Raw genomic sequence first — 13,728 nt, 5'->3', positions numbered from 1 at the left:
AACACGCTTTTATGTGTGAGATGGTATTGAAGCTGAAGGGATACAAAACTCAACGCTCAACTGATGGATTAGTGGCCAAGGCGACTGCTCATACTGAGTTTTGGTTATCAACTCTGCTTGGGTAAGTAGCGCAAACAGTGAGTGTAATTGAGAAATTGAAACTCTTGTTAGCGCGGCGTTATAAAGCGGCTTTTTCGATTGCCAGATGCGATGCTTTTCGAAAACCTGACTGATCGGCATGAGTTTCATTTGCTGCTGCATTTGCAGTAGCAACGCAAGCTCTCGTTGCACGCTTCTCAGCAGAATAACCGGTTCGACACCTTCAGCTTCGAGTTGTCTTAGGATTCTCTGTGCTCGATTCCCTTTCCCTGCCAATAGGGCATCGCTCCAATGGAATGGAGTAAAGTGGTTGTGTCGGCTCAGAGACTCTTCTAAGCGTACTAAGGTTAGCTTTCCATCTGGATACTGAAGCGCCAGCTTTTCGAGGCTTTGTGTGAGTGCAAACAGGTTGCCCTCATGCCATTGTGCCAGCATTTGAATAGCTTCAGGATCTGGCGATAATCCGACTTGGCGACAGCGTGCTTGAACAAATTGAGGTAGTCTGCTGACATCTGGTGTCAGGCAGCTTACCCAATGCCCTTGATTAGAGAGTGCTTTAAACCATTTAGTGTTTTCTTGGGCTTTTGTCAGTTTGGTGCCAACAAGAATTAGCAATATATCGCTGTGGATATGCTCAGAGATAGCCAACAGTTCTTTGGCTATTGCGGCATTCACGCCTGACTCTGGCAGCTCAAGCTCAATGATTTGTCGGCTAGAAAACAGGCTTAGCGCTTGAGTACAGTCATAGACTTGATTCCAGTCCATACTGTTATCAATCGCAAAGCGGTGACGCTCCTCGAAACCTTGTTGTTTAGCCGCTTTTTGAATCGCTTCTCTACTTTCTTGCAAGAGCAGTGGCTCATTACCAAAAATCAGGTAAACGTTACTCAGCTGCTTAGCAAGTTGTTCAGGTAAGCGGTCAGCAAAAATACGCATCAAATAAACCTATTATTGAGCAGATTCGCTGAGCTCTGGCTGTTCATCTGTGTTTGGTTCGATTTAACGTCGTCAATCTCAATATTCTTGATGTTGTATTGCTTCTCAAGCTCTTTTACTTGAACGTTTTCTAACGATTCTAGATTCATGCTATCTGCGGCAATATTAGCTTTTAGTCGAGCCATCTGACGAAGGATTTGGCTAGTTGCTAGCTTTCGCATTTCATCTTCGATCATGTCGCGTTCAACCGATTTTGCAAGAGCCGTTAACGGGTTGTCTAGGTAGCTGCGAGTCACACTGGTTGAGAAGGTTTTTGAACCGAGATCTGGAATAGTTACGCGGTATGAAGCACGGAACGTAAGTTCTTTCTCAGCGGCACGAGTATCCTGGTACAAAGAAAGTGTACGCTCACCAACACTCTCGCTAATGATGTGCAGGTTAGGGGTATTTTCAGTTGGTGGCACAATTTCTACATCATTCATGCGCAGTTGGCCTTTCATCATACGTGTGAACGTACTGTATTGGTCGTAACTGGTTACCGAGATCTTGCTGAGTTCTTCTGGTACCGAGTAGTCACCGCGCAGGTGAAAACCACAGGCACTGAGTACGCTCACGGTTAGAACAACAATAGTAACTTTCAATGAAGATAGTGAAATCAGGCGCATTATTTGATGGCTCTCATGAAGGTAGAATACTTATTTAAAGGCTTTAGCTTGTTGAAGTCATGTTAGTAACTGAAAGTAAAGCGTTTAAATAAGTAGACAGGGCAATGTCATTACCCTGTCTAAAGACTGCAAAAAACGAATTAAGTTCGTTTTAGTCTACTAAGATTAGTTAGCAACAATGTTTAGAAGCTTACCTGGTACGAAGATAACTTTACGAATCGTTAAGCCATCTAGGAACTTCTTAGCGTTCTCATCGTTCAGACCAAGCTCACGAACCTGCTCTTCTGTTGCATCAGCTGCCACAGTTAGCTTTGCGCGCAGCTTACCGTTGATCATAACAACGATGGTCTTCTCGTCCTCAACTAGTGCTTTCTCGTCAAATGTTGGCCATGTTGCTGAGTCAACCTCCGATTCGCCAAGAGCAATCCACATTTCGTAGGAGATGTGAGGAGTCATTGGGTAAAGCATGCGAACTACTGCTTTCAATGCTTCGTCAAGGATTGCACGATCTTGTGCTGATTCTTGAGGCGCTTTCGCTAGCTTGTTCATCAGTTCCATGATCGCAGCGATCGCTGTGTTGAACGTTTGACGACGGCCGATATCGTCAGTTACTTTCGAGATAGTCTTGTGGACATCACGACGAAGTGCTTTTTGGTCACCAGAAAGTGCTGCAACGTCAACAGGCTCAGCTGCGCCCTTAGAAGAGTGAGCGTGAACCAGTTTCCAAACACGTTTAAGGAAGCGGTTTGCCCCTTCAACACCAGATTCTTGCCACTCAAGTGTCATGTCTGCAGGTGATGCAAACATCATGAATAGACGTACTGTGTCAGCACCGTACTTGTCTACCATCTCTTGTGGGTCGATACCGTTGTTTTTCGACTTAGACATTTTGATCATGCCTGAGTGAGCAACGTCACGGCCTTGGCTATCTTTCGCAGATGTGATACGGCCTTTACCGTCACGCTCTACAGAAACATCAGTAGGAGCAACCCACTCTTTAGTGCCTTTCTCGTTTTCGTGGTAGAACGCATCTGCTAGTACCATGCCTTGACATAGTAGTTGCTTGAATGGTTCGTCAGACGTTACGTAACCAGCGTCACGTAGCAGTTTATGGAAGAAACGAGAGTACAATAGGTGCATACAAGCGTGCTCAATACCACCGATGTACTGGTCTACAGGTAGCCAGTAGTTCGCTTTTTCTGGATCTAGGATGTCGTCAGCTTGTGGTGAACAGTAACGAGCGTAGTACCAAGAAGACTCCATGAACGTATCGAACGTGTCTGTTTCACGTAGAGCAGGTTCGCCGTTGAATGTTGTTTCTGCCCAAGACTTGTCAGCCTTGATTGGGCTAGTCACACCATCCATTACCACATTTTCAGGAAGAATGACTGGTAGCTGGTCTGCTGGTACTGGATGAACTTCACCATCTTCAGTCGTTACCATTGGGATAGGCGCACCCCAGTAACGCTGACGAGATACCCCCCAGTCACGTAGACGGAAGTTTACTGTTTTCTTACCTTTGCCTTCAGCTTCTAGCTTCGTAGCAATTGCATCGAATGCTTCTTGGAAAGCAAGACCATCGAACTCACCAGAGTCGAACAGCACGCCTTTCTCAGTGTAAGCTGCTTCAGATACATCTAGCTCAGAACCATCTTCTGGCTTGATTACTGGAATGATATCGATGCCGTACTTAGTTGCGAACTCGTAGTCACGTTGATCGTGAGCTGGAACCGCCATTACTGCGCCTGTGCCGTAATCCATAAGTACGAAGTTTGCTACGTATACAGGAACAACACGACCGTTAAGAGGGTGGATAGCCGTTAGGCCAGTATCCATACCTTTCTTTTCCATCGTTGCCAGTTCAGCTTCAGCCACTTTAGTGTTGCGGCACTCTTCAACGAATGCAGCAAGCTCAGGGTTGTTCTTCGATGCTTTCTCTGCAAGAGGGTGACCTGCAGCGATACCAACGTAAGACACACCCATCAGCGTATCAGGACGAGTCGTGTACACTTCTAGTGGCGTTTCTTCACCGTTAACAGCGAAAGATAGCTCAACACCTTCAGAGCGACCGATCCAGTTGCGCTGCATGGTTTTAACCATTTCAGGCCAACCTTCAAGGTTGTCTAGGTCATCTAGTAGCTCTTGAGCGTATTCAGTGATCTTAATGAACCACTGTGGAATTTTCTTTTGCTCTACTGGAGTATCACAACGCCAGCAGCAACCGTCTTCTACTTGCTCGTTTGCTAGTACAGTTTGGTCGTTTGGACACCAGTTAACAGAAGAGGTCTTCTTGTACACTAGGCCTTTTTCGTAAAGCTTCGTGAAGAACTCTTGTTCCCAGCGGTAGTATTCAGGTGTACATGTTGCGAATTCACGATTCCAGTCGTAACCAAAGCCAAGAAGCTTAAGCTGGTTTTTCATGTATTCGATGTTTTCGTAAGTCCATGGTGCAGGTGCTGTGTTGTTTTTTACAGCTGCGTTTTCTGCAGGTAAGCCGAATGCATCCCAACCGATTGGTTGCATTACGTTTTTACCTTGTAGACGTTGGAAACGAGATACCACATCACCGATGGTGTAGTTACGCACGTGACCCATGTGCAGTCGGCCACTTGGGTACGGGAACATAGAGAGACAGTAGAATTTTTCTTTGTTTGGGTCTTCACTTACAACGAAAGTTTCGCTGTTATCCCAGTGTTGTTGAACCTTTTGTTCAATCTCTTGCGGGTTATATTGTTCTTGCATCGATGGTATCCGGTTATCTTGGAATTTGTGAGTTCGGTTAGAACAGAATCTTACAGATCGTCATAGAATACCTAAAGGAGCTTAGTACAACAATAGTTATACCCTTCATACTTGCAGTTGCTGACTTGTAGATGGCGTAATTTTCACTGAATTTCGCAGGGCAACTATACTTAAGAGTATGAATTGCATTTGTTTGTAAGCGAGAGTGCACAGTAGCGCTATGTTTACTTACTATAACGTTCTTTATCTTAAGGAGGTTGTTATGCCGAAGAAAAAAGCACTTTATGAAGAGGTGGTTGAAGAGGTTATCGAAACCCTGAAGCATAGTCCTGAAGAGCTCAACAACAAAATTGAAACATCAGGCAAATATGCGAAAGCCGCCAATGACATGACTAAAGATGAGCTATCGCTGATCTCGGCTTACGTGAAGTCAGACTTGAAAGAGTTTTCTGAGAGCTATGAAGAGAGCAAAAGTGGTCCATTTTATTTGATGATTGCAGACTCTATATGGCAGGGGCTTCTAGATATTACCGATCGCACTAAAGTAGAGTGGGTTGAGCTATTTCAAGATTTAGAGCATCAAGGCTTGTATCAAGCTGGCGAAGTGATTGGCTTGGGGAGGCTGGTCTGTGATGAGTGTGGTCATCAAACAGAATACAACCATCCAACGACCATCATACCGTGCATTAAGTGTGGCTCGAAAGGGTTTAGTCGCAAAGCACTGAAGCCGTAAATCTCTCCCAATACGACATCAACAAAAAGGGTTGTCCAAACGGCCAACCCTTTTTGTTGATGTCGAATCTAGCTCTTTGGTTTTCTCATAATCCAGCCAATTACCAAGCTTAGTAGCACCCAAATATACAAAGGCCAAGTACCGACCACGCGGTAAGGAGTTTGGCCATCTGTTGAAACAAGCTCAGCTTTTAGTACTGCCGTTTCAAACTGGGGTATATGCTTGATGATATTACCTTTGTAGTCCGTCACCGCTGTCACACCGTTGTTAGTCGAGCGAATAAGCGGCTTACCAAGCTCTAGGGCACGCATTTGAGCGATTTCCATGTGTTGTAGTGGACCAATTGAACGGCCAAACCACGCATCGTTTGAGAGCGTGAGAATAAAGTCTGTATCGTCCGTCACATTTTGTCTTACTTGATCATTAAAGATGATCTCATAACATAGAGCTGGCGCTAGGTGACGACCGTTAGCAACAATGTTTTGCTGGATTAAGTCGCCACGGCTGAACGATGACATTGGCAAGTTAAAAAACGGTGCTAACGGACGCAATATGTCTTCAAACGGCACAAACTCACCAAATGGAAGTAGGTGATGTTTATGATAGCGTTCATCTGGGTCGTAGCTGTATTCTCCGTATGGGTTAACACCAAGAGAAAGAATACTGTTGTAGTATTTCTTATCTTCAGACTGGTTCAGTACACCTGTGATGATGGAGCTGTTGTTCATCTTAGCTGCGCTGTCTAAGTTACGCAGAAAAGAGGGTATCTCGACTTCAAAAGCAGGGATCGCGGCTTCTGGCCAGATGATGATATCTGCATCCCAGTTTTCTCGGCTGAGATCGGTATATTTCATCATGGTCGGCCAGCGGTGACTTGGCAGCCATTTGCTGTCCTGGTCGACATTACCTTGAATTAACACCACTGAGGTGGTTTTTTCAGGATTCGGCGTTACCCAATCGATGTTTCGAATACCAAAGCCAGTACTAAACACAACAGCAGGGATGACAGCGATGCTCCAGGCTCTGTTGATAACAGCGTAAGCAAACGCGGATGCTGAAACGATAATCGCAAGAGTCACTAACTCCACACCACCAATTGGTGCGAAAGAGCCCAATGGAGAGTCGATCTGGCTGTAGCCTAACCATAGCCATGGGAAGCCAGTCATTACCCAACCGCGTAGCCAATCACTGATTAACCATAGTGCCGGAGCGGCTAGAAAAAATCGGCTTAAGTTATTGGCGGGGAAGAATTTGTTTAAGCTCCAAGTAAATAGCCCTGAGTATACGGCTAAATAGCCAACGAGGAGTGCCATCAAAAATAGGTTGGCAGCTAGTGGCATACCGCCAAAGCCGTCAATACTGACGTATACCCAGCTGATTCCTGTGGTGAACTGACCTAAGCCCCATGCATAACCAATCCAAAGCGCGCTTTTAGGAGAGCGATTGTGAACTAAAAGCAGTAATAAAACAGGGCTGAGAATGGCAAGAGGCCAAATTGAGTATGGAGCGAATGAGAGGGTGGTTATAGCGCCAACAAAAACGGCCGCAAGCGGCCGTAATAGGCGATGAATAAAAGTCTTAGTCATCTAATTTCTGTCATCTCTTTAGAGAGAAGTGGTTATTCTTCGATAGTCGGAAGAGGCTGCTCGTCAGGAATGGTTACCTGTAGCTGAATCACGCGACGATTATCTGCTGACGTTATTTTGAAATGGTAGTTTTCGATTTCTACAATTTCGCCACGAACTGGCAGATGACCGAGTGCTGTCATAACCAAGCCGCCTACGGTATCCACTTCATCGTCACTGAAAGCAGTATCAAACGTGTTGTTGAACTCTTCAATGGTGGTTAAAGCTTTAATAGAGAAGGTATGCTTACTCAGCTTACGGATATCCAATTCTTCTTCATCGTCGAACTCGTCTTCAATTTCACCAACGATTTCTTCGAGGATATCTTCAATGGTTACTAGGCCCGAGACACCGCCAAACTCATCAACAACGATAGACATGTGGTAACGCTCTTCACGGAACTCCTTAAGCAGGCGATCAACACGCTTACTTTCAGGAACAACGACCGCAGGGCGAATCACTTGTTCGATATCAAATGGGGCACTGTCTGAACCCAGGTACTTCAGTAGGTCCTTCGCTAATAGAATGCCTTCAACATGGTCTTTATCTTCACTTATCACTGGGTAGCGAGAGTGTTGAGCATCAGTAATCAGCGCAATCAATGTATCTAAATCATCGGTGCGTTCTACTGTAACCATTTGAGAGCGAGGCAGCATGATATCACGCACTCGCATCTCTGAAATCTCCATAACACCCTCGAGCATGTCGCGAGTGTCGTGGTCAATTAGGTCATTAATTTCTGAGTCGCGGATTACATCTACGAGCTCTTGGCGGTCTTTTACCTCGCCTTGAAATAGTTGGCCTAGGCGTTCAAAGAAGGACTTTCTACTCGGACCTTCAGATTTTTTACTTCCCTCAGAAGTGGGGGGGTTACCTTCGTTCATGACTTCTCAAAAAATAACGCTATCAGAAGTGTGATAGCACACATCACAACTCAGATTCCTGAAAAATACAGGTTCGATGAGTCATTGTTTCTCTGCAATCTACGTAACTAGAATCGATTTATTTTTCTAGAATATATGGGTCTTCAAACCCCATAGCTTGCATGATTTCTGTCTCGAGTGACTCCATCTCTTCAGCTTCATCATCTTCGATATGATCATAACCTAGCAGATGCAGACTGCCATGTACAACCATATGAGCCCAGTGTGCTAGCAGAGGCTTGTTTTGCTCTTCTGCTTCTTTTTCGACAACTTGGCGACAGATAATGAGATCACCTAGAAGATCTAACTCGATCCCAGGCGGAGCCTCGAATGGAAAAGAAAGCACGTTAGTAGGCTTGTCTTTACCACGATATTCATGATTTAGCTGGTGGCTTTCTTCTGTATCTACGATACGGATAGTAAGCTCAGCGCTCTTTTGAAACTGAGGTATAGTCTTGTCCAACCAAATCTGAATGTCCTGCTCTGTTGGAAGACCTTGCTCATTTTCGACCGCTAATTGTAGGTCTAGTTCAATAGACATCTATTTATCACCTTGTTCTGCAATCACTGAACTATTTTGTGTTGCTAATTGTGTCGTAACCGCTTGCTGAGTCACAAGAAGTTGTGCTTCACGCTCTTCACGTTTACGCTTTTCAAACTCTTTACGCTCTTTTTGGTCTTTCGCTTCCCATTTCTCGTAAGCGTTAACAATACGAGCAACCACTGGGTGACGCACCACGTCTTCAGACATAAAGAAGTTAAAGCTGATGTCATCGACTTCACTTAGAACCTCGGTCGCATGACGCAAGCCAGATTTTGTCCCACGAGGTAAATCGATTTGAGTGATATCACCTGTGATTACCGCGCGCGAGTTGAAACCAATACGAGTTAGGAACATCTTCATCTGTTCAACAGTTGTGTTTTGGCTCTCATCAAGAATGATAAACGCGTCATTCAGTGTACGACCACGCATGTACGCAAGAGGTGCAACCTCAATCACGTTACGTTCAATCAGCTTCTCAACACGTTCAAAGCCTAGCATTTCAAAAAGTGCATCGTAAAGTGGACGCAAGTATGGGTCTACTTTTTGGCTTAAATCACCAGGCAGGAAACCTAACTTCTCACCCGCTTCAACAGCAGGGCGCGTCAATAGAATACGACGGATCTCTTGGCGTTCTAATGCGTCGACGGCAGCAGCGACAGCTAAATATGTTTTACCCGTACCAGCAGGACCAATACCAAAGGTGATGTCATGAGTCACCATGTTCATTAGGTATTGTGCTTGGTTTGGTGTACGAGGCTTAATTACGCCTTTCTTGGTCTTAATGAACACTTCTTTGCCGTGTTCAATATCAGACTCTACATTCTGTTCTAAAACACCAGACTCTTTGATAGCCAAGTGAATTTGTTCTGGCTCGATGTCTGGAATCGTGCCTTTGACCGGAGCAGATTCAACATAAAGGCGTTTAACAATATCGAGTGCAGCAGCAGCCGTGTGAGGCTTGCCAACTATAGTGAAAAAGTTGCTGCGGTAGTTAATCTCGACACCTAAACGGCGCTCCAGGTGTTTGATATTGTCATCGAATGGGCCACAAAGGCTTGCAAGGCGATGGTTATCTGCGGGTTCTAGATTGATTTCTAGGGTAACGATTTTATTGCTCAAATTAGCCTCTCATTTTGTGCCACCCACTCTTTTCAACAAACAAAGAGCAAGAAGCCCGATTGGGACCGGGCTTCTAGTGGCGATTTCCCTATTTCTAAGATGGTCACTTAGTTAGGTAATTTCAAGCTTTGTTGGTCAGCTTTTTGCTGAACCTAGATGTTTTGCTTATGGCGTAAATGTTGCCACACCCAGCTCATCTTCACGTTTTGTGTTAGCCATCATCTGCGTTGGAGAGATGATGCTACGAAGGTCCATATCCTTCTCTGTACGAACCAATTCACCACGTAGAGAGTTTGCGAATACGTCAGTGATCTTCACATCAACAAATTGACCGATTAGATCGGCGTTGCCTTCGAAGTTAACAACACGGTTGTTCTCTGTACGTGCGCGAAGTTCCATTAGGTTTTTCTTCGATGGGCCTTCAACCAGTACACGTTGCTCAGTACCAAGCATTAAGCGAGAGTAACGCATTGCTTGCGAGTTTACGGTTTGTTGTAGTTCGTATAAGCGATCTTTCTTCTCTTGCTCTGGTACGTCACATGGGTAGTCTGCAGCAGGTGTACCTGGACGAGGAGAGAAGATAAAGCTGAAGCTCATATCGAAATCAACGTCTTTGATCAGTTTCATCGTGTCTTGGAAATCTTGGTTAGATTCACCAGGGAAACCAACGATAAAGTCAGAACTGATTTGAATGTCAGGACGCGCTTTACGAAGCTTACGAATAATCGACTTGTACTCGATAGCTGTATGAGGGCGCTTCATCATCGTAAGGATACGGTCACTACCACTTTGTACTGGTAGGTGAAGGAAGCTCACAAGCTCTGGCGTATCTTCGTACACTGCGATGATGTCATCACCAAACTCAAGCGGGTGGCTTGTTGTGAAACGAATACGATCGATACCATCGATAGAAGCAACAAGACGAAGCAGCTCTGCGAATGTGCAGATATCACCTTCGTGAGTTGGACCACGGTATGCGTTTACGTTTTGACCTAGCAGGTTAACTTCACGTACACCTTGCTCTGCAAGTTGAGCAACTTCGAACAGTACATCGTCCATTGGACGGCTAACTTCTTCACCACGGGTATAAGGTACTACGCAGTATGTACAGTACTTAGAACAGCCTTCCATTATAGAAACGAATGCCGTTGCACCTTCAGCACGAGGCTCTGGTAGGCTATCGAACTTTTCGATCTCAGGGAAAGAGATGTCCATCACTGGCGCTTCGTTTGATAGAGAAGATTTGATCATCTCTGGAAGACGGTGCAGTGTTTGAGGACCAAAGATAACGTCTACGTATGGTGCACGTTGACGAATGTGGTCGCCTTCTTGAGTCGCTACACAGCCACCCACACCGATTACCACACCTTCTTTTTTATCTTTTAGCGTTTTCCAACGACCAAGCTGGTGGAATACTTTTTCTTGCGCTTTTTCACGGATAGAACAAGTATTCAGTAGTAGTACATCTGCTTCCTCAGGTACTTCAGTTAGCTCATAGCCATTTGCGGCATTTAGCAGGTCAGCCATTTTTGATGAATCGTATTCGTTCATCTGACAGCCCCAAGTTTTAATTAGCAGTTTCTTACTCATTTTTTGTTCGCTCGATCGTTAGTTTAATTTAAGGGAGCAAATCGCCCGGTGTCTATCCGCGGAGTCTATGGCCATAATTAGGTATTCATTTTATGGCTCACCCTAGCGGCAAGCGGCGTATTGTACTGGTTTCAAAACCGACTGACTAGTGGTCTGATAAAATCTCTTCGGAAGTGGTTTTTATTCTCGTTAACATTAGATGTAGCAAGGAGTAACCCATTTTTCAAATAAGGTTTTTGGTTACAATTTCGTTGTGAAAACGTACAATCAAAAACAGTCAAAGAATCAAACTGATAAGTACAAAATATGAACAGTTACGATATTGTAGTCGTCGGTGGCGGCATGGTTGGTGCGGCAACAGCGATTGGTTTTGCTAAGCAAGGGGTGCAGGTTGCTGTGATCGAAGGCTTTGCGCCCCAAGCATTTGATGAGTTGCAAGCGATGGATATTCGAGTATCAGCGATTTCTCAGGCGTCAGTCGATTTACTTGACGAGCTTGGCGCATGGCAGAGCATATCAGCAATGCGAGTATGTTCTTACAAGCGCCTAGAAACGTGGGAACATCCAGAATGTCGTATTCGATTTGATGCAGCGTCACTTGATTTGCCTCGTTTAGGCTACATTGTTGAAAACCGACTTATTCAATTGGGATTATGGTCACAGTTTGATGCTTATGACAACTTAGATCTGCTGTGTCCCGAAAAGTTGGACTCTATCGAATTTGGCGAAACTAATACCGTAAAGCTTCAATCTGGTAACGAGTTGTCAGCGAAGTGGGTAGTTGGTGCCGACGGTGCAAATTCCGCGGTTAGACAGCAAGCGGGCATTGGTATCACTGCTTGGGACTACCGTCAGCACTGTATGCTGATCAATGTGGAAACCGAGCTTTCTCAGCAAGACATTACTTGGCAACAGTTTTTGCCGAGCGGCCCGCGTTCATTCCTTCCTTTGTGCTCTTTTAGTTCAGGGGACCAGGAAGTCGGGCAGGGCTCCTTAGTTTGGTACGACTCGCCATCTCGCATTAAGCAACTGTCGGCAATGAGTCCAGACAAGCTTCGCAATGAAGTACTTGCTAACTTTCCTGCGGAGTTAGGGGACATCAAAGTACTTAACTCTGGTTCTTTCCCTCTTACTCGACGTCATGCGCAATCCTATTTTAAGAATAACTGCATTCTGGTTGGAGACTCGGCACACACGATCAACCCATTAGCAGGGCAGGGCGTGAATTTAGGCTTCAAAGATGTTGCAGCGCTATTGGATTTAACTAAAGAAAAAGGCGAGCTGAATCATTCTGTAGCAAGACGCTATGAGGTGATGAGAAGAGGTGACAACCTATTGATGCAAAGCGGTATGGATTTCTTCTATAAGACGTTCAGTAATGATATTGGCCCACTTAAGTTTGTGCGTAATGCTGCACTCAAGCTAGCAGAGAACTCAGGGCCAATTAAAGCCCAAGTACTTAAGTATGCCTTGGGCCTTTAATTGAGTGTTTCAGACTGTGTAAAAAGAGAAGGAGAGCGAATGCTCTCCTTTTTTGTATTCGATGAGCTCTATCGCTGCTGTGTCACACAAACAGGCGCATCTAATTCTAATGAATACCCCGTGTAAACCAGAGAGCCGTCTTCAGTATTTCGTTTGAATGACGTGATGTTATTCGAGTGCTGGTTTGCGACGATAAGCCATTCACCGTCATGAGTAATATGAAAATCACGAGGGAAATTGCCTTCGGTATTATAGCTATCAATAAAAATAGGCATTTTCGTTGTTGGCTCGATTCTGAAGCAACTGATCATTGATTGATGTCGACAAGAGACATAGAGGAATTGCTCATCCGGTGATAGTTTTATTGCAGCGGTAGCCTCTCCTTTTTCCATATTTGGCAGCGCGTCGATCTCTTCGACAATACTCCAGTTCCCAAAAGTTTTCTCCATCATCAGTATCGTTTCAGAGAGCTCACAGATCACATAGGCCTTGTCTTCATCCTTATTGAAGACGAGATGACGAGGTCCATTGCCTGCGGGGACTTTAATGGATTGCATCGGTTCGTCTAGAAACTCTTCCTGTTCCTCATCAAAGCAATAGAAGTTGATTCGATCAGCGCCAAGGTCGATAGTGACAAATTGTGGTGAGTTTTGTAAGAACAGGCATTGATGAGCATGTGGCGTTGTTTGACGCTCTTTATTAGGCCCTGAACCCACCATAGTTATTGTTTTAAGTCGTTTATCGATATTGCCATCGATACTTAAACTAAAAATATCGAATGAACCTGATGAGTATTGAGAAGTAATAGCAAACTTGTGGCTAGGATCAATCGCGATGTGGCAAGGGTGCTCGCCAGCGATTGTGTCGGAGTTCTTAACCGTCTTTGAGTAAGGGCTGGGTATATGAATCAGCTGCGGTTGTTTTGGCTGATCTACTTCAGACGCAGTATAGACACCACGCTCTGTCGCTACAACAAAAGATGGGTTAGCACACTCTGAAACGAGCTCTAAAGGTAATAGTTTACCGTTTTCTAAGTCTAACTGAGTCTGATGTACGCCTCGGCTTTTACTGGGAGTGTCTGTGTAGCAACCGATCGTTAAAGTGAGGTTTTTCATAAGGCGTCATACTCAATTCGAAAGTGGAGCAGACATTGTCTTATAAAAAAGTCATGAAGTGATTAAATAGGGAGAAATACTTGGTGACGTGGTTATCAGATTTACATATTCCAGATAAAACAAAACCCAGCTAAAAAGCTAGGTTCTATTTATTG

General features: G+C 44.8%; 11 protein-coding genes. 2 read left to right on the top strand and 9 right to left on the bottom strand.

The annotated features are described in order from the left end of the window. Positions 1 to 9: 9 nt before the first annotated feature. The 3 genes from holA to leuS form a co-directional block, all read right to left on the bottom strand. Positions 10 to 1,035 (bottom strand): DNA polymerase III subunit delta, encoded by a 1,026-nt coding sequence (gene holA / locus ACTRWI_RS00055; RefSeq protein WP_499128237.1) that lies wholly within the window; start codon positions 1,033 to 1,035, stop codon positions 10 to 12. After that, the gene (locus tag ACTRWI_RS00050) at positions 1,035 to 1,700 is read right to left on the bottom strand and encodes an LPS-assembly lipoprotein LptE (RefSeq protein ID WP_499128236.1); all 666 of its coding nucleotides are present in this window, start codon (positions 1,698 to 1,700) and stop codon (positions 1,035 to 1,037) included. The genes holA and ACTRWI_RS00050 overlap by 1 nt, the downstream gene beginning before the upstream one ends. A gap of 165 nt (positions 1,701 to 1,865) precedes the next feature. After that, positions 1,866 to 4,442 carry a leucine--tRNA ligase gene (gene leuS / locus ACTRWI_RS00045; protein WP_499128234.1) on the bottom strand — a complete coding sequence of 859 codons (2,577 nt, stop codon included), beginning with the start codon at positions 4,440 to 4,442 and terminating at the stop codon, positions 1,866 to 1,868. Between the two features lie 262 nt (positions 4,443 to 4,704). Between leuS and ACTRWI_RS00040 the strand changes: the two genes are divergently transcribed. Next, positions 4,705 to 5,175 carry a zinc ribbon-containing protein gene (locus ACTRWI_RS00040; RefSeq protein ID WP_499128233.1) on the top strand — a complete coding sequence of 157 codons (471 nt, stop codon included), beginning with the start codon at positions 4,705 to 4,707 and terminating at the stop codon, positions 5,173 to 5,175. Positions 5,176 to 5,243: 68 nt separating this feature from the next. Here the strand turns inward: ACTRWI_RS00040 and lnt are convergent, their stop codons facing one another. From lnt to miaB, 5 genes are all read right to left on the bottom strand, one after another. Next, positions 5,244 to 6,761, bottom strand: a complete 1,518-nt coding sequence (gene lnt, locus ACTRWI_RS00035) for an apolipoprotein N-acyltransferase (protein ID WP_499128231.1) — start codon at positions 6,759 to 6,761, stop codon at positions 5,244 to 5,246. A 32-nt stretch (positions 6,762 to 6,793) separates the two neighbouring features. Next, a complete protein-coding gene (gene corC, locus ACTRWI_RS00030) occupies positions 6,794 to 7,684 on the bottom strand; it encodes a CNNM family magnesium/cobalt transport protein CorC (RefSeq protein WP_499128230.1) in 891 nt (296 codons plus the stop codon). A gap of 118 nt (positions 7,685 to 7,802) precedes the next feature. Next, entirely contained in the window at positions 7,803 to 8,264 is a 462-nt protein-coding gene (ybeY, locus tag ACTRWI_RS00025) for an rRNA maturation RNase YbeY (RefSeq protein ID WP_499128229.1), read from the bottom strand. Next, entirely contained in the window at positions 8,265 to 9,386 is a 1,122-nt protein-coding gene (locus ACTRWI_RS00020; protein ID WP_499128227.1) for a PhoH family protein, read from the bottom strand. It abuts the gene before it with no gap. Positions 9,387 to 9,551: 165 nt separating this feature from the next. Beyond that, positions 9,552 to 10,976: a tRNA (N6-isopentenyl adenosine(37)-C2)-methylthiotransferase MiaB gene (gene miaB, locus ACTRWI_RS00015; RefSeq protein ID WP_004737649.1), complete on the bottom strand. Its 1,425-nt coding sequence runs from the start codon at positions 10,974 to 10,976 to the stop codon at positions 9,552 to 9,554. A gap of 306 nt (positions 10,977 to 11,282) precedes the next feature. On the opposite strand from miaB, the gene ACTRWI_RS00010 reads away from it, so the two are divergent. Next, positions 11,283 to 12,458, top strand: a complete 1,176-nt coding sequence (locus ACTRWI_RS00010; protein WP_499128226.1) for a 2-octaprenyl-3-methyl-6-methoxy-1,4-benzoquinol hydroxylase — start codon at positions 11,283 to 11,285, stop codon at positions 12,456 to 12,458. Positions 12,459 to 12,526: 68 nt separating this feature from the next. Here ACTRWI_RS00010 and ACTRWI_RS00005 read toward each other — a convergent pair whose 3' ends face one another. Beyond that, entirely contained in the window at positions 12,527 to 13,573 is a 1,047-nt protein-coding gene (locus tag ACTRWI_RS00005; protein ID WP_499128224.1) for a lactonase family protein, read from the bottom strand. Positions 13,574 to 13,728 lie beyond the last annotated feature (155 nt).

Source organism: Pseudoalteromonas sp. G5_S1_14_S5, from assembly GCF_054968605.1.
Note: the sequence above shows the minus strand (reverse complement) of the source record. Positions and strands in the feature narration are given on the sequence as shown.

Bases quoted from the DNA above. Each gene is read 5' to 3' on its own strand.
- ACTRWI_RS00040 (WP_499128233.1), top strand. From the start codon at position 4,705: ATGCCGAAGAAAAAAGCACTTTATGAAGAGGTGGTTGAAGAGGTTATC.
- holA (WP_499128237.1), bottom strand. From the start codon at position 1,035: ATGCGTATTTTTGCTGACCGCTTACCTGAACAACTTGCTAAGCAGCTG.
- ybeY (WP_499128229.1), bottom strand. From the start codon at position 8,264: ATGTCTATTGAACTAGACCTACAATTAGCGGTCGAAAATGAGCAAGGT.
- lnt (WP_499128231.1), bottom strand. From the start codon at position 6,761: ATGACTAAGACTTTTATTCATCGCCTATTACGGCCGCTTGCGGCCGTT.
- ACTRWI_RS00005 (WP_499128224.1), bottom strand. From the start codon at position 13,573: ATGAAAAACCTCACTTTAACGATCGGTTGCTACACAGACACTCCCAGT.
- ACTRWI_RS00050 (WP_499128236.1), bottom strand. From the start codon at position 1,700: ATGCGCCTGATTTCACTATCTTCATTGAAAGTTACTATTGTTGTTCTA.
- corC (WP_499128230.1), bottom strand. From the start codon at position 7,684: ATGAACGAAGGTAACCCCCCCACTTCTGAGGGAAGTAAAAAATCTGAA.
- leuS (WP_499128234.1), bottom strand. From the start codon at position 4,442: ATGCAAGAACAATATAACCCGCAAGAGATTGAACAAAAGGTTCAACAA.
- ACTRWI_RS00010 (WP_499128226.1), top strand. From the start codon at position 11,283: ATGAACAGTTACGATATTGTAGTCGTCGGTGGCGGCATGGTTGGTGCG.
- miaB (WP_004737649.1), bottom strand. From the start codon at position 10,976: ATGAGTAAGAAACTGCTAATTAAAACTTGGGGCTGTCAGATGAACGAA.